General features: G+C 61.3%; 13 protein-coding genes. All 13 read right to left on the minus strand.

The window, feature by feature from the left end; all coding sequences use genetic code 11:
- Position 1: 1 nt before the first annotated feature.
- The 13 genes from ACIPZB_RS19925 to wecC all read right to left on the minus strand — a co-directional run bounded on the left by ACIPZB_RS19925 (position 2) and on the right by wecC (position 16,824).
- Positions 2-1,180, minus strand: a complete 1,179-nt coding sequence (locus ACIPZB_RS19925) for a DegT/DnrJ/EryC1/StrS family aminotransferase (RefSeq protein WP_400642250.1) — start codon at positions 1,178-1,180, stop codon at positions 2-4.
- Between the two features lie 41 nt (positions 1,181-1,221).
- Positions 1,222-1,848 carry an acetyltransferase gene (locus ACIPZB_RS19930; RefSeq protein WP_400642251.1) on the minus strand — a complete coding sequence of 209 codons (627 nt, stop codon included), beginning with the start codon at positions 1,846-1,848 and terminating at the stop codon, positions 1,222-1,224.
- A complete protein-coding gene (locus ACIPZB_RS19935; protein WP_400642252.1) occupies positions 1,845-2,441 on the minus strand; it encodes a sugar transferase in 597 nt (198 codons plus the stop codon). The genes ACIPZB_RS19930 and ACIPZB_RS19935 overlap by 4 nt, the downstream gene beginning before the upstream one ends.
- Positions 2,438-3,655 (minus strand): glycosyltransferase family 4 protein, encoded by a 1,218-nt coding sequence (locus ACIPZB_RS19940; protein WP_400642253.1) that lies wholly within the window; start codon positions 3,653-3,655, stop codon positions 2,438-2,440. Before ACIPZB_RS19940 ends, ACIPZB_RS19935 begins: the two co-directional genes overlap by 4 nt.
- A 2-nt stretch (positions 3,656-3,657) precedes the next feature.
- A complete protein-coding gene (locus tag ACIPZB_RS19945) occupies positions 3,658-5,484 on the minus strand; it encodes a heparinase II/III-family protein (RefSeq protein ID WP_400642255.1) in 1,827 nt (608 codons plus the stop codon).
- On the minus strand, positions 5,481-7,625 hold the full coding sequence (locus ACIPZB_RS19950; protein ID WP_400642257.1) for a bi-domain-containing oxidoreductase: 2,145 nt from the start codon (positions 7,623-7,625) through the stop codon (positions 5,481-5,483). The genes ACIPZB_RS19945 and ACIPZB_RS19950 overlap by 4 nt, the downstream gene beginning before the upstream one ends.
- A gap of 96 nt (positions 7,626-7,721) precedes the next feature.
- On the minus strand, positions 7,722-9,650 hold the full coding sequence (gene asnB, locus ACIPZB_RS19955; RefSeq protein ID WP_400642258.1) for an asparagine synthase (glutamine-hydrolyzing): 1,929 nt from the start codon (positions 9,648-9,650) through the stop codon (positions 7,722-7,724).
- A 128-nt stretch (positions 9,651-9,778) separates the two neighbouring features.
- A complete protein-coding gene (locus ACIPZB_RS19960; RefSeq protein ID WP_400642260.1) occupies positions 9,779-11,053 on the minus strand; it encodes a lipopolysaccharide biosynthesis protein in 1,275 nt (424 codons plus the stop codon).
- A gap of 52 nt (positions 11,054-11,105) precedes the next feature.
- Complete coding sequence (locus tag ACIPZB_RS19965) at positions 11,106-12,074, minus strand: glycosyltransferase (RefSeq protein ID WP_400642261.1); 969 nt, start codon at positions 12,072-12,074, stop codon at positions 11,106-11,108.
- A gap of 73 nt (positions 12,075-12,147) precedes the next feature.
- Entirely contained in the window at positions 12,148-13,068 is a 921-nt protein-coding gene (locus ACIPZB_RS19970) for a GDP-mannose 4,6-dehydratase (protein WP_400642262.1), read from the minus strand.
- Positions 13,052-14,089: a GDP-mannose 4,6-dehydratase gene (gene gmd / locus ACIPZB_RS19975; protein ID WP_400642263.1), complete on the minus strand. Its 1,038-nt coding sequence runs from the start codon at positions 14,087-14,089 to the stop codon at positions 13,052-13,054. Before gmd ends, ACIPZB_RS19970 begins: the two co-directional genes overlap by 17 nt.
- Before the next feature lie 24 nt (positions 14,090-14,113).
- Positions 14,114-15,562, minus strand: a complete 1,449-nt coding sequence (locus tag ACIPZB_RS19980; protein WP_400642264.1) for a mannose-1-phosphate guanylyltransferase/mannose-6-phosphate isomerase — start codon at positions 15,560-15,562, stop codon at positions 14,114-14,116.
- Positions 15,559-16,824, minus strand: coding sequence for a UDP-N-acetyl-D-mannosamine dehydrogenase (gene wecC, locus ACIPZB_RS19985; RefSeq protein ID WP_400642265.1), 1,266 nt, complete (start codon positions 16,822-16,824; stop codon positions 15,559-15,561). The genes ACIPZB_RS19980 and wecC overlap by 4 nt, the downstream gene beginning before the upstream one ends.

A 16,824-nucleotide genomic window follows, 5' to 3' on the forward strand; every position in this document is an offset into this window, starting at 1 on the left:
CTCAGCGAGCCGTTGCGCGCGCCATCACCGAAGCCAGGACCTCACAGGTCTGATCGACCTGGCTGTCGGTCAGGGTCGGATGAACCAGGAACATCAAGCTGGTCTCTCCCAACTCCCGGGCAACCGGCAGCGGCGCCTCGGGACGCCAGCCAGTTCCGTCGAAAGCCTTCTCCAGATAGACCTCGGAGCAGGATCCCGAAAAGCAGGGTACGCCAGCCTCGTTGATTTCCCGAGCAATGCGATCACGGTCCCAGCCTTCGGCCAGCGCCTGCGGCTCGACGAACACATAGCACTTGTAGGCGGCGTGGCGGATGTCAGCCGGCACGTTCGGTACTCGCAGGCCAGGCAGTTGCGCTGCAGTCGTCCAGATGCGTCCGGCGTATTCGAGGCGCTTGGACTGCCATTGTGGCATCCATTGCAATTGCAGCCGGCCAATCACCGCCTGGACCTCGAGCATGCGCCAGTTGGTGCCGAAGCTCTCGTGCAGCCAACGGAACCCTGGCGGATGCTGGCGTTCGTAGACGGCCTCCCAGCTCTTGCCGTGATCCTTGAACGACCACATGTCCGACCACAGCGACTTGTCGTTGGTGGTGACCATGCCACCCTCGCCCCCCGTCGTCATGATCTTGTCCTGGCAGAACGACCAGGCGCCCACATGGCCGATGGAACCGACCGAACGACCTTTGTACAGGGCGCCATGGGCCTGGGCGCAGTCCTCGATGACCTTCAGGTCATGCGCTGCAGCCAGCGCCATGATCGGGTCCATGTCACATGGCCAGCCGGCCAGGTGCACACAGATCACCGCGCGGGTGCGCTCGGTGAGCACGGCGCTGATGGTCTCGGCGGTAATGTTCTGCGAATCGGCATCGACATCGGCGAACACGGGCACGGCGCCGGCGTTGACGATGGACGAGACCGAGGCCAGGAAAGTGCGCGAGGTGACGATGACTTCATCACCTGCACCAATGCCCAACGCCTTGAGCGCCAGGTCGAGAGCGACCGTGCCATTGGCTACGGCGACGGCATGTTCGCACTGTGCCCACTTGGCGAACTCCCGCTCGAACTCCCGACATTGCTGACCGGTCCAGTAGTTGACCTTGTTGGAGAGAATCACGTCACGAACGGCATTGGCCTCTTCTTCTGTGAAGGACGGCCAAGGAGCAAAAGCAGTATTGAGCATAGCAATATGTCCATTATTCGGTCAGCGGCGGCAGCACAAGATCACTTGCTGCCCAGGGAACGAGCGGGTACGCCAGCGGCGGTAATGCCATTGGCAACAGGTTTGACGACAACGGCACCAGCGCCGATCACCACACGGGATCCGACCTGGATCATCTGGCGAATACAGGCGCCTATGCCTACCCAACTGAGATCGCCAACGGTCACGCTGCCTGCCAGGCGCGCTCCCGGGCTCAAGTGAACGAAATCGCCAAGAATATTATCATGGTCAACGCTACAGCCCGTATTGAGAATGGCCCCCAGCCCAATACGCGAATCGATGTTGACGACCACCCCCGCCATGACCACGCTGCCGACACCGATCACGCTGTGACGGCTGATGACGGCCTGCGGGTGAACGAGCGAAACTAGGGGTGCGCCGGCTGCTGCAAGTTGATGCTGCTTGTCGTGGCGCACCTGGTTGTTGCCGATACCGACGATCACACCGTCCACGTGCGTCAATTGCCCGAGCAGTGCAGGGCTGTCGCCGACGATGGGCCAAGGGCCGTTCATCTGCCGCGCGGGCCAGGCATCGTCGAAGAACACCACTTCATTCCAGCCACAGAGCTCAGCGATATCGGCAAGCACTTTGCCGTGACCACTGGCACCGAGAATTGCCAGGCGATTCATGGGCGGTTACCGGTGAATTTGCTCATGGTTACCTCGCCGTCGGCGCTGATACCGTCTTTCTTCACCACTTTCTTCACTGTAAGGAAGAGGATCTTCACGTCCAGCCAGAGGCTCCGGTTGTCCACATACCACACGTCAAGGCGGAACTTGTCTTCCCAGCTCAGCGCATTCCTGCCGTTGATCTGCGCCCAGCCGGTGACACCGGGGCGCACATCGTGACGGCGGTACTGCTCGGCAGAGTACAGCGGCAGGTACTCCATCAGCAGCGGGCGTGGCCCGACCAGGCTCATGTCCCCCTTGAGCACGTTCCACAACTCTGGCAGTTCATCGAGGCTGGAAGCACGCAGGAAACTGCCGAACGGGGTCATGCGTTCAGCGTCCGGCAACACGTTGCCCTGGGCATCGACGGCATCGCGCATGGTGCGGAACTTGACCATCTCGAACGGCTTGCCATCGCGCCCGGGGCGCTGCTGGCGGAACAGCACTGGCGATCCCAGGTTCTTGCGTACCTTCCAGGCCACCAGCGCGATGACCGGCGAGAGCAACAGCAGCGCAGCCGCGCAGGCCACTATGTCGAACACACGCTTGATCATCGCTTGACTCCCTCCAGCCACTGCACGAATTGACCCGAAAGCAGCTTGCGATCGAATTCACGCGCAGCCAATTGGCGCCCGCGCTCGCCCTTGGCCTTCAATTCAGCCCGATTGGAAGCGGCCTGCTCGAGGGCATCGGCAAACGCCTCGGGGTTTTCCGGTGCAACGGCAAACCCGCAGTCTTCGCGCACGATCATTTCGGCGAGCCAGCCGGGATAGTTGTTCAACACCGGCAAGCCCGACGCAATGTAGTCGAAGAACTTGTTGGGCGAGGTCCCGAAGTAGAAGGCCCGCACGTTGGCCAGCACCTGCAGCCCCAGATCCGCCGAGGCCATCAGCCCGGCCAGGCGTTCCTTGTTCACCGGGTCATGGAAGATTACGTTGTCCAGCCCTTCGGCCCTGGCTCGGCTGACCAGGGCCGGCTTGAGCTTGCCCTGGCCGATCAGCACCAGGCGAATATCGTCACGCCCACGTGCCTTCAGGCAAGCGGCGGCATCGAGCACCGCATCGAGCTTGTTGGCCATGCCATGGGTGCCGGCAAAGACCGCCATCAGGTGGCTGGCGTCCACGCCGTCAGGGCGCCATGGCTGGGCGGGGGCGTCGAAGATGTCGAGATCGCAACCGTTGGGAATCATCGCCACTTTCGAGGGATCGACCCCACGGGAAACGATGCCTTCGACGATGCCTGGCGACAGGCCGATAAGCCGGTGGGCCGAGCGGTAGCTGGCCCACTCCAGCAGCGACATGCCCCACAGCACCACCGGGTTGCGGATGACGCCCATCGCCTTGGGCAGTTCTGGCCACAGATCACGAACCTCGAACACGAAAGGCTTGTTGCGCAGCCAACGGGCAAAGATGCCCGGGATACCGGCGGTCAGCGGCGTAGTGGTAGCAAAGACCAGGTCATACCTGGCCGTCAGCGCCACCCCGATGCTGCGCAGGGCGAACTTGAGGAAGCTCACCGCACGCTTGAGGAAGCCATCGCTGTTGGCGTAGGCAAGGTCGAACTCGATGACATCGATGCCTTCCACCTTGCCTTCGCGCTTGCCGGACAGGAAAGGCCCGGTCAGCCCGGTATTGCCGCCACCATAACTGCCGCAGACCATGGTCACTTGATGGCCCTGGGCAACCAGACGCCGGGCCATTTCGTACGAGCGAATACCCGTAGCGCCCTTGGGAGTGGAGAAGTGTTGATGAAAATAGAGAATTCTCATGGTTACCAGCGATACTCCGTAATCAAGACTCCAGCTGCCGCTACTTCCACTTCAAGCACGGGTACGCGGGTTTTTTCAAGGTAATAACGAGACTCCCAGCCTTCCACCAGCTCGCAGCGTACGATCGGCATGTTGCCCGTGATCGACAGCCGTTGCGTGCCGTTGCTGACACCATGGCCTTCGAGCACCCAGTCACCCGGCTCCAGGCGCCAGCGCAAGACAGCCTTGCCGGCAAAGCCGCTGATCTGGTCACGTACCTGCAGGCCATTGTCACCGAGGCTGACATGGCGGGCATGCGCCGCCCCCTTCCCATCCCGATAGCCTGCGGTACAAGTGATGAAGCCATCGCCCCGGGCCAACGGGTCGAGGCTGGTTGTGCGCAACCAGTCACCGAACAGGAAGCGGCTGAGCCGTGGCATCTGGTCCCGGCTGTCGAATTGCACGGTGTTATGGCTGGCTGTGCCGGGGAAGTACGTGAGCCACTGGGCCTCGACGTTGTAGCTGTAGCTTCCGGCATCGCGCAGCAGATTGCGTCCGTCGCGCCACAGATCAACATGCAAGGCGTCAGCCTGCCCTGGACGGAAACGGAAGCGAGGATAGCGCAACACCGCGACACTGCCGCCTTGGCGCAGCACGGCATAGCCGCCCTGGTCGAACTGCTGGCTGCCAGGAGGGCTGGCGAGCGCCTCTGGCGCAGGCAGGCCCAGCCATTGCAACGGCAAGTCCCAGGCGCCGGCCTCGGGGTAGGCGCGCTGCCCCAGGAACAGCGCCATGGCCAGTTGCGCCGAGGGGCGGTAGTCGCGGTAGTCGGTATCGGTCAACGGCAGCAAGCGCGCACCGTCGTTTGCGCCGATGTTCGGTGCATCGCCGGTCACCCCGTCGACAAAGCAGTACAGCCAGTTGGACGCAGCCCGGGCCTTGGCCTGGAAACCTGCGGAAAACGCTGGCAAATCGAGCTTCTGCCGCCAGACCTCGACCATGGAGAAGGTATCGAGCATCACCCGATGATAGTTGACCGAGTACTGGCTGAAACTGCCGTCGCGCTCGATCAGCCGTGCAGCCCGGTTCTCCAGCCACTTGCGTCCGGCCCGATAGTAACGTTCGCCCTCGGGATGATTGTTCTTCAGCAACCAGCTGCCGCCAATGAACAGTGCCGCGGCCTCGGACGTGCCGTGGTTGTTGTCCTGGGCCATCGCGTAGCGGATGGTCGGCTCGATGCGCTTGAGGTGCAGCTCGATCAGCGCAACCAGCCCTGGCAAGGACTGCTGCTGATCGAGCAGCACGGCGCTCATGGCCAGGTGCATCAGGCGAATCGACGCCTCCTGTCCGCACTTCCAGTTCGGACCATGGTAGGGCGAATTGTGCTGGCACCAGTGCGCCAGCCACAGGTTCAGCTGGGCAATGGCGCCATCGTCGCCCAGGCAGGCGCGCTGGGCAAAGGCCAGGGTCCAGTCGAACCGGGAGGCTTCCCAGATGCTCTTGATGTCGCCCACTGCAGGGTCGAAATCGGCGATGCGCCACCATTCGCGCTCTGGCTCAGGCACGCGCACGCCGCTCAACGGGTTCAGGTGCCAGTCCGGCGGTGCCTCACCCGCTGCCACCGGCCACAGACCGTAGTAACGGACCTCGCCAGCCCATTGCCCGGTGGCAGGCAAGCCTTGCACCTGGCGCGAAGGCTGGGCGAAAAAGGGCCCGCTGGGCACTGGCGCGGTGAGCCGGCGCACGGGGTTGAGCCCGGTCTTCACACCCAGGCGGTAGCCCAATGCCCGGCACAGGTTGGCTGGGCCGAGCGCCAGCGCAGTTCTGGCCTTGACGATGAACAGGCTCATTGCGCACGCAGCATCCGCGCAACTTCGATGCTGACCCGCGCGACCTCGAAGATTTCATCGCTGGGAATCGGCGTCGCCTTGCCCTGGCCTACCGACTCGAGGAACGCGGCGGCGCACTCGGACTGACCCTTGTTCTGTTTCCACAGGTTGAGTTTCTTGAAGCCCGGCCAGCCAAAGCCTTTGAGCTTGCGGAAGTTGTCCAGCTGCAGCACGCGACCCGCGGCGAACACCTCGACGCGCTCCTTGGGGAAGCTCGCCGCACCGTTTGCCAGGTAGTGGATGGTGCCAAAGGAGCCATCCTCGAAGCCCAGAATGATCGAGGCCTTGTCTTCGGTCACCGCGACCGCTGGCGTATCGCCCATGCGGCGGGCCTGGATGGAAACGATCGGGCTGCCGACCAGGAAACGCATCAGGTCGATGAAGTGACAGGCCTCGCCGATGATCCGGCCACCGCCCACTGCCTCGTCCTGAGTCCAGTGATCGGCAGGAATGGCACCCGCGTTCATGGTCATGATCAGCGACTTGGGCTCTTTGACGGCGCCCAGCAGCGCTTTCATCTTCTGCACCTGCGGCGAGAAGCGGCGGTTGAAGCCGACCATCAGGTGTGGCTTGAGGCCTTTGTCGACGGCCTGGTTATAGGCGGACTGAACCTGGGCCAGGTCCTCTTCCTCGATGGCCAGCGGCTTTTCGACGAACACATGCTTGCCGGCTTCCAGTGCCTGGGAGACGAAACGGGCATGGCTGTCGTGGCGGGTGACGATCGCCACCGTGTTGATTGTCTGGTTGGCCAGCATCGCGCCGATGTCGGTGGACGCCTGCGAGAACCCTGCCTTGCTGCCATGGATGACACCATTGAGGCCACCGGCCGTGACGATGGTGTGGAATTGCGCGCCGGCTGCCTTGAATGCCGGAATCAACATCCGCGAGGCATAGTTGCCCGCGCCGATGAAGCCGACCACGGGCTTGACCGGGTCGAAGGCGATGCTGGTCTGTGGCACCAGGGCGACGTCCTTGACGTGGCGCTCCTGCGTTGCCGAATGGTACTCCAGCACGATCCCCAACGCCGAATGCTCGGTGGTCAGCGTCTGGTACGCGTCAGCCGCGTCTTCGAAGGCGAAACGGTGCGAAATCAGGCGTTCCACATCCAACTGCCCGCTGGCCAGCATGTCCAGCACGGCCTCGAAGTTGCGCTGCTCGGTCCAACGCACGAAGCCGATAGGGAAGTCGTTGCCCTGCTCTTCATAAGCGGGGTCGTAGCGACCTGGGCCGTAGGAGCACGAAACCTGGAAAGTCAGCTCTTTCTCGTAAAAGTCTGCCCGATTCAGCTCCAGTCCAGTCACCCCGACCAGCACGATACGACCGCGCTTGCGGGACATGTTCGCGGCCTGGGTCACAGGGTCGGACGATTTGGTAGAGGCCGTGATGATCACGCCGTCGACACCACGGCCTCGGCTGAAGGCCATGCCGGCAGCCACAGGGTCCTCGCCCCGGCCTGGGTTGCAGGTCTCGGCACCATAGCTGCGCGCCAGGGCCAACTTCTGCTCGTCGAAATCGATCGCCAGTACTCGGCAGCCTTGTGCACGTAGCAGTTGCACGGTAACCAGGCCGATCAGGCCAACACCCGTGACGACGAAGGCTTCACCCAGAGTCGGCTGGGCCAGACGAATACCTTGCAGGCCGATACTGGCCAGAACCGTGAACGAGGCCGCTTCGTCGCTGACCGAGTCTGGAATCAGCGCGCAGAGGTTCTTCGGTACCACCACGACGTCGGCATGGGGGCCATTGGAAACCACCCGATCACCGGCCTTGAAGCCACTCACGCCCGCACCTGCGGCGGCGACGACACCCACGTTGCAATAACCCAGCGGCAGCGGTTGCGCCAGTTTCGAGCGCACGGCCTCGACGGTGGTCGCCAGGCCATCGGTCTGCACCTTCTGCAGCACCATGCGCACTTTATCCGGCTGCTGGCGGGCCTTTTCAATCCAGTTGGCCTTGCCAAAACCGACCAGCATCCGCTCGGTACCGGCGGAGATCAGCGTCCTGCTGGTGTTGATCTGCAATGCACCGCTGCGCACGCCCGGCACAGGCGCCTGGACCAGGGAAGTCTCACCGCTCGCCATGTTCTGAACAACTTGCTTCATGAATTGCCACCAAAAAAGTTGAAAATTGAGCACTTGCTACGGGCCACCGACGGGGGACGATAGTACCCCCATCCCGGCAATCAACCGCGCAGCTGCTTAGCCATCCAGCGCGAAATTGCCGTCCAGGTACTGTTTGCACCAAAGCTCCATGCAAACAATGCCGAACAGCGTGTAGGCCGCATCGATACGGCCGGCGCGATCAGCGCTGATCAAGCGGGCGACTGCCTCGGGGTCGAAGATACCGCGCTTGCGCAGCGACGCAGGCGACAGCACTTCATCGACCAGCGGCTTCAGGCGCCCTTGCAGCCAGTTGCGCAGGGGGACACCGAAACCGGTTTTGGGCCGGTAGATGATGTCGTGTGGCAGGTACGGCTCCATCGCTTTCTTGAAGATCCACTTGCCTTCACGCCCTTTCTGCTTGATGTCGGAAGGCAATGCACCGGCAAGGCGCACCAGGTCCAGATCGAGCAGCGGCACACGCACCTCGACGCCGGTCGCCATGCCCATCTTGTCGGTGTAGTTGAGGTTGTGATCGGTGAGGAAATGCTTGCATTCAAGCGTAAGCATCTTGTCCAGCGGCGTAGCACCTGCTGGCACACGCGACAGCGTCTCACGCAATGGCGCGAACAGCTCATCCGCTGCCAGTTGCCGGCGCAACTCCGGGGCCAGCAGGCCATGGGCCTGTTCTGGCTCAAGCCAGAAGAAGTAGCTGATCAGGCGGTCGTCGGCAGGCAGGTCGGCGTAGCGAAACGCCTTGCCCAGCCTGCGCGACAGCGGCGAAGACGCCGGCAGCAGGTTCGAGCTGCTGGCCAGGACACTGCGCAGTGGCGTAGGCAAGCCGCCCCACCAGCGCTCCTGGGCCAAGGCGAAATGGCGGCGATAACCGGTGAAGATATCGTCACCGCCGGCACCGGACAGCAGTACCTTGATGCCGTTCTGGCTCGCCAGCTCGGAAATGAACAGGGCATTGAGCGCTGCCGGGTCTGGCGTTGGTTCATCGAGCAGGTAGACCATCTCGGGCAGGCGGTCCATCATCTCGTCGCCGACACCGACCACATGCAGGTCGACACCCAGGTGCTTGGCCACCCGCTCGGCGTAAGGCAAGTCGTCGGCAAAGCCTTCGTTGGCGGTGGACCCGTTATCAACACGGATGCTGAAGCATTGCAGGCGCCCTTTGTCGCGCATCTCCTCGGCGGCGAAGGCGACGATTGCGCTGGAATCCAGGCCACCGGAAAGGAACGAGCCGAGGGGAACATCGGACACCAGCTGGCGTTTCACTGCGGTTCGAACAGCATCGGCAACGGCACTTGCGGTTTGCTCGACCGTGCCGGTCAACGGTTGCTCGCCGATAGGCAACTGGTAGTAGAACCACTTCTTCTCGACCTGGCCGTTGCGCACACGCAGCACCTGACCCGGCAGCACTTTCTTGATGTCGCGCACGATGGTGCGATCACCCGGCGACCACAGATACCCCAGGTGGGCGAGCACAGCGTGCGGGTCGATCTCGGTCTTGCCGAAACCACCGCGAATCAGGCCCTTCATCTCGCTGGAGAATGCGAAGCAGCCACCCTCGTTGTAGATATAGAGGGGTTTGACCCCCAACTGGTCCCGCGCCACCCACAACGTCTGGGTATCACGCTCCCAGAACACGACGGCGAAGATACCGTTCAGGCGGTTCAGGCACTCGATGCCATCACGGCAGAACAAGGCCAACAGCACTTCCGAATCGGACTGGCTGGTAAATGTATGGCCTTGGGCTTCGAGCTCGGCGCGCAATTCGCGGAAGTTGTAGATCTCGCCGTTGAATACCATCACTACCCGGCCATCGGCAGACAGCATTGGCTGGTGCCCGGCCGAGGTGGTATCGAGGATGGACAGGCGTACTTGCCCAAGCCATACGCCAACGTCGGTGTCGGACCATATTCCCTGGTCGTCCGGGCCGCGACGTCGAATGAAGGAAAGTGCCGACGAGAAGTCGATCGACGCTTTCGTTCCGTTATGTACATAACCCAAAATTCCGCACATGCCTGTATCTCTAGTTCGGGTGATTGGCAGGCGCCGTGCGCCTGGAGCTCAAAAGCAGGAAATGCAGCCAGAGGGACGCCAACATGAGAAAAAAACTACACCATCGCCCCTGAATAGGCACTTAGAGACTATTTTTCTGCATGGTCACTGTTTCTTTGCAGTTCGGCCAGGCGGACCTTCACCGCCGTCAGCAATAACACGAGAGAGAGCAGCGCGCCTGCCAGATACGCAACGACACCCGCCCACCCGCCCAGTATGGGAATGCCAAAGAACAAGATCAGCACCACCAGAAGGCCTTCGAGAATATTCACTTTCAGGCTCAGACCAAATACCCGAAGGGCTACCAGCATGGTGCCGCAAGCCAATCCGATTGCCTTTAGCGGCAAGCTCAACGCGAGAATCAGTACATACTTGGCCGTCATCTCGTACTGCCCGCCAATCAGTAGCCACCAGCCAGCCGCCGCGATGACCAGCACAACCGTCATGGCCGACGAAACTCGCACCATGGATTTCAGGAACGCATGGAACTTGGCCGCCAGCAAAGCGCTATCCTCCAGCACCTCCACCAGGTCCGGTATCGCTCGCTGGGCGATGATCGCCAATGGCAGCAGGCCCAGTACCAGGCTGAGAATCGCCAGGCCAAAGAAGCCGATATCGTCGGTTCGGACATGCAGCGCGGTCAACATCAGTACCGGCAAGCTATCGACCAGTAGGCGCACGAAAAAACTGGCGTTGATGGTTACGCCCGAACCTGCGGCAGCGATCAACTCTCTACGCTTGATGTCGAACAGATTCAACGCAGGGAAGATGTGGCTGCGCAGGCGCCACCATACTGCCGCCAGGCACAGCACTTCGGTGCAGTAGCGCGCAGCCATCCAGCCCTGAATACCATACAACCGGGTGAGCACGACATGCAGCACGACCCCGGCAGCCGTGACGAACATCAGTGCCAGGTAGATCTCGTTGATCGCCTTGGCACCCTGCGCGTACCCCGTGGTCACACGCAGCAGGTTGGTGAACAGGACCAAGCCACAGGTCATGAACACGTATGAACTGATGGCACTCGTGAGCAGGAACTCATGCGCCACGAAGATGCCCAGGATGACCACCGCAGAGGTGATGCCGACCAGCACGAAGACATGACGCAGCACGGCGTGCTGCGCCCTCTCCTCGCTGCAGGCAGCCGTATCGCGGACGGCAATACTCTGCATGCCGAGGCTACCGCCCAAGACGACCAACGCTATGACTGTTTCCAGTGATCGTACAGCACCAACGACAGAAGGATCGACGAATGGGGCGATCAGAAACTGACTGATGATGACACCGCCCTGGATACAGGCGGTGACGACAAACAACTGCAACAACCTCGATCTCTCGAAAATGCTGATGAGGCGAGCTAACACGCGGTTCCACCTTGTTTATTTATTATTTCACTCAACGATTTCCTCCGTAGCCTTACAAGGAATCCAGAATGCTCTTTAGCGCTTCACGGCGCGCATTGATCGAATAGTTATCGCTGATCCAGCGATGCCTGGCCATGGCATCTTCACGGGTTACCGGTGTGGTCAGCACCTTCTGCATGGCTGCGGCGATTTCCTCCGGGCTGTCGGGCTGCACCCAATTGGCGAACGCGCCCGCCACTTCCGGCACCGCACCACGTGGAGAGGTAATGACCCGTGCACCACAGGCCACGGCTTCGCCAATGGCATGGCCGAAACCTTCGTACAGGGTCGGCTGCACGTAGGCCAGGCAATTGCGGTAGTGGTTGAGCTTCTCCTCATCGGAAATCATCCCGGCGAACTCGACTCTATCGCCTACGCCAAGCCGCTGGGCCAGGTCCTTCAACTGCGGCAGGTAGTCGCCGTGCTTGCCGGCGATGACGAAGCGGATATTCGGGTGGTCCTTGGCGAAGCGTGCGAAGGCTTCGATGCTTGGCACCAGGCCCTTGCGGATGGCGTTGGTGCGGCTGGTCCAGGTCACCGTGAAGAAGTAGTCGGATGCTGCCACGGGCTCGGCTGCCGGCGAGTAGTAGTCGGTATCGACTGCCAGCGTGGCGTAGACCGGGTTCTTCACCGGCAGGTTACGGGTGACCTCGTCATACTCGGACCTGGAGATGAACAGGTTGCGGTCCGCCAAGCGCAGCGAAGCGCGCAGCACGGCCTTCTGCCACAGCGGCCGATCCAGGTAGCACATGCCGGGGATTTCCTTGCGGCATGTCGAGTAGTCGAACGCGCCGGTCACCACGACCGGTTTGCGTCGCAGCTTGCCCGCCAGCAACGGGAAAGGTGAGTGCCCCCACCACCAGCAGTAGTAAAGGTCAGCCTTCCAGTCGAGCGTCGACGGAGAGCCGGAAAGCACGACTTCATGCCCCAGCTCCTTGAGAATTCTGATGTCGACCCGATAGAACTCGACCTTGTCAAACATCTCACGCCAGTTCGCGTGAGCCGACATGTTGGCAAAGAAACATATACGCACAGTTACACCAATCCGTTGTCAGTCAGTTGCCTTGAGCCTGAAGGTTCCACTCGTACATGGACTGCAACGTCTCATGCAGGCTTGGCACTTCTAGTTTTCCCACGACATCGTAAAGTTTGCTTGGACTGCCGAAGAGCTCCTTGACTTCATCGGCCCGGACAAACGCAGGGTTGACCCGCACCTGCGGGCGATAACCGGCGATGCGGGACATTTCATCGATGACCTCGAGCAGGGAGACACTGCGGCCCGAGCAGATGTTGACGAACTCGCCTTCGGCGTCGCACTCCAGCATGCGGGCATAGGCTTCAGCCACATAGCGCACATCGGACAAGTCGCGCGAGACATCCAGGTTGCCGAGGGTCAGTTCGTCCTGGCGGCGAGCAAACGCGGCGACAATCTTGGCGAACACGAACGCCTCCGACTGCCCAGGCCCGGTGTAGTTGAACGGCCTGGTCACCAGCATCGGGAAGCGCGTGAACCACTTGCGCACCAGCGCTTCCATGGCCAGCTTGCTGACCGCGTAGTGGTTCATCGGGCGCGCTTCGCTGCTCTCAACGATCGGTGAGACCAAGGCATTGCCGTAAATATTGGCACTGCTGGCGATGACCACCTTTTCCAGTGCAGCGCCGCTGTCCTGCAATGCCGTGAGCAGGCTCTCCGTGCCAAGGACATTCACGCGATAGTACGACAGCGCATCACTTGCCGTGACATGGGCCAATGCCGCGAGGTGAATCACGTGGGTCGGTTGGACTTTGCCGATCCACTCGGCCAGTCGACCGGTATCATTGAGATCCGCGTCCAGGTGCTCTGCTTCGCAGTCCAGGCGACGGCCACCGAGCCCGGCGATACGCCAGCCATCCTGGGTGAGCCGATGCGCAAGGTGCGCACCGGTAAACCCTGAAAGGCCAGTGATCAGGACAGTCTTGTCAGAACGACGTGCCATGCTTGGCCCTCTTCAGGTCAGCTTCAACCATCAACTGACACAACTGTTCAAGCGTGGTATTTGGCGCCCAGCCAAGACGCTCCTTGGCCAAGGATGCATCACCAATCAAGAGCTCGACTTCGGCCGGGCGGTAGAATTGCGGGTTGACCTTGACGCGGGTGATGCCGGTGCGGCGGTCTACGCCGAACTCTTTCTCGCCACTTTCACGCCATTCGATGTCGACGCCCACTGCCTTGAAGCTCATGCTGACGAAGTCGCGCACGGTTTCGGTGCGGTTGGTGGCCAGCACGAAGGTGTCGGGCTTGTCGACCTGCAGCATCCGGTGCATGCCGTCGACATACTCGCGGGCATAGCCCCAGTCGCGCTTGGCATCCATGTTGCCCAGTTCCAATACCTGCTGGCTGCCGACCTCGATGTTGGCCACGGCGTCGGTGATCTTGCGGGTCACGAACTCTTTCCCACGCAGCGGCGACTCATGGTTGAACAGGATGCCGCTGGTGGCAAAGATGTCGTAGGACTCACGGTAATTGATGGTGGTCCAGTGGGCGAACAGCTTGGCAACGCCATACGGGCTGCGCGGGTAGAACGGGGTGCTCTCGGATTGCGGAACTGCCTGCACCAGGCCGAACATTTCGGACGTGGACGCCTGATAGAAACGGATCTTCGGATTCACCAGACGAATGCCTTCAAGCAGGTTGAGCGCACCCACGCCAGTGATCTGTGCAGTGGTGATCGGCTGGTCGAAGGAGACGCCGACGAAGCTCTGCGCGGCAAGGTTATAGACCTCATCCGGCTGAACCTTCTGCAGCAGGCGGATGATGCCAGCCAGATCGGTCAGGTCGAATTCGACCAACTGCAAATCATCATGGCCAAGCACACCCAGTTCCTGCAGGCGCCAGAAGTTGACCGAGCTGGTCCGACGATAGGTGCCGTAAACCTTGTAACCTTTGCTCAGCAGCAATTCGACGAGGTACGCCCCATCCTGACCTGTGATACCTGTAACCAGCGCACTTTTTTGCATTTGCAACTCCACTAGAAATCAAGCCTATACACGGCCATAGGTGTCATCGAACCGGACGATGTCGTCCTCGCCCAGGTAGCTCCCCGACTGTACCTCGATGATTTCCAGAGGAATGGTGCCGGGGTTGGCAAGTCGATGGACGTGACCAACCGGTATGTAGGTACTTTGGTTCTCGTTCAACTGAAACACCTTATCCTCGCAGGTCACCTCGGCGGTGCCGGATACCACGATCCAGTGCTCTGCACGGTGGTAGTGCTTCTGCAGACTAAGGGTTGCCTTGGGTTTGACCAGGATGCGCTTGACCTGAAAGCGCGAGCCCGCATCAATGCTGTCATACCAGCCCCAGGGGCGGTGCACGCGACGATGGAGCCTGGACTCGCTACGCGCCTCACGGCCCAAGGCCTCGACGATAGCCTTGACGCCTTGGCAGCGCGCCTTGTCGGCGACCAGCACAGCATCGGGTGTTTCAACGATGACCATGTTTTCCAGGCCAACGGCGGTTACCAGGCGATGGGAGGCATAAACCAAGGTGTCCGAGCTGGAGTCGAGGATCACGTCGCCGTGGGTGCTGTTCTGCCGGTCGTCCTTGTCGCCCGACCGCCACACCGCGTCCCAGGCGCCCAGGTCGGACCAGCCGGCGTCCATCGCCAGCATTTTCAGCTCCACACCTTCCAGCGGCGCGCGCGTGCAATGCTCGATCACCGCATAGTCGATGGACTCCGCAGGGATGGCCTCGAAGGCTTCCTGCTGCGGCCGCACGAAGCCGTTATCCGAAGTCCGCTTCGCCCACGCAGCCTCGGTGGCCTCCATGATGTCCGGGCGATAGTGCTTCAGCGCCCGCAGCCACACCGAAGCCCGCAGGATGAAGATGCCACTGTTCCAGTAGTAGCTGCCGGCCTTCAGGTATTGCTCGGCAGTGGCAAGGTCGGGCTTCTCGACGAACGAGTCGACGCTCTTGACCTCGGCCACGTCCTTCGAGTGGATGTAGCCGTACCCGGTCTCAGGGCGATCGGGCTGGATACCCAAGGTGACGATCGCGCCCTGCGTGGCGGCTTGCACGGCCTTGCCGACCACCTGAGTGAAAACGTCTACATCATGGATGGTCTGGTCTGCCGGAATGACGACCATCACCGGATCGTCCTGCGATTGCGACGAATCTCTGCCATGCAGTGCAGCCAGGGTCAGCGCTGGAGCGGTATTGCGGCCCAGCGGCTCAAGCACCAACGCACCTTGCTCTACCTTGATCTCACGCAATTGATCCAGGCAGAGAAAACGATGTTCATCGTTGGCCACGATGCAGGGAGGCAGCAGCTCGAACCCAGCCGGCTTGACTTTCATCAGCCGGTTGATGGCTTGCTGGAACAGTGTCTCGCGGCCGAAGATGGCCAGGAACTGCTTGGGATACAACGTCCTGCTCAGCGGCCAGAGGCGCGTACCCGAGCCCCCGGACATGATCACCGGAAGAATGTTCATAGGCGCCAGATTCCGCGGGTGTCGACAACCTGCAGGCCTTGGAGGGACTGCGCCGGAATGTCCTTGAACGGCTTGTGATCCACCAGCAGCAACAGAATGTCGGCGCGTTCGATGGCCTCAGCGACCGTGCACAGCTCGGCCTGCTCCAGCTTGGCCGGCAATGCCTTGATGTTCGGCTCGACCACGATGACCTTGCCCGCATGGCGCTCGACCACTTCCTTGGAGATTTCCAGCGCCGGGCTTTCGCGCAGGTCATCGATGTCGGGCTTGAATGCCAGGCCGAAGCAGGCGACGACCACATCCTTGGCGGTTTTGCCGGGGTTGCGGCTCAGGTGATCACCGATCGCGGCGTACAGCTTGTCTATTACCCAGGCCGGCTTGGAATCGTTCACTTCCCGGGCAGTGCGGATCAGGCGCGCTTCATCAGGGGCGGAATCGACGATGAACCATGGGTCGACAGCAATGCAGTGCCCACCCACGCCCGGGCCAGGCTGGAGAATGTTGACCCGCGGGTGGCGGTTGGCCAGCTGGATCAGCTCCCAGACATTGACGTCGAGTTTCTCGCAGATGATCGACAGCTCGTTGGCAAACGCAATGTTGACATCGCGGAAGCTGTTTTCCGTCAGTTTGCACATCTCGGCAGTGCGCGCGCTGGTCAATACGCACTCACCTTCCACGAAGGTCTTGTACAGGGTCCGCGCAGCCTCGGAGCATTTTTCAGTCATGCCGCCGATAACCCGGTCGTTCTGCACCAGCTCACGCAGTACATGACCAGGGAGCACGCGTTCCGGGCAGTGGGCAACACGAATGTCCGAGGCTTCGCCTGCATGCTGAGGGAAACTCAGATCAGGACGGGCTTCGGCCAGCCAGGCGGCCATCTGCTCGGTAGCACCCACCGGAGAGGTGGACTCCAGAATGACCAGGTCTCCGGCCTTGAGCACTGGCGCAATGGCTTTGCTGGCCGACTCGATGTAGCTCAGGTCAGGCTTGAAGCCTTCCTTGAACGGCGTAGGTACGGCAATGAGGAAGGCATCGGCAGGCTCCGGGACGGTACTGGCGCGCAGATACCCTTCGGTCACGGCAGCATGCACGACCATGTCCAGATCGGGTTCAACGATATGGATCTGGCCTCGATTGATGGTGTCAACGCAGTGCTGATTGACATCGATCCCGATGACTTCGATCTTGCGCGAAGCGAACACGGCGGCTGTAGGCAGACCTATGTAGCCCAAACCAACGACGGAAACCTTAGAAATACTCAT

It is taken from the genome of Pseudomonas sp. NPDC089396 (genome assembly GCF_044749545.1).
Lineage (GTDB): Bacteria > Pseudomonadota > Gammaproteobacteria > Pseudomonadales > Pseudomonadaceae > Aquipseudomonas.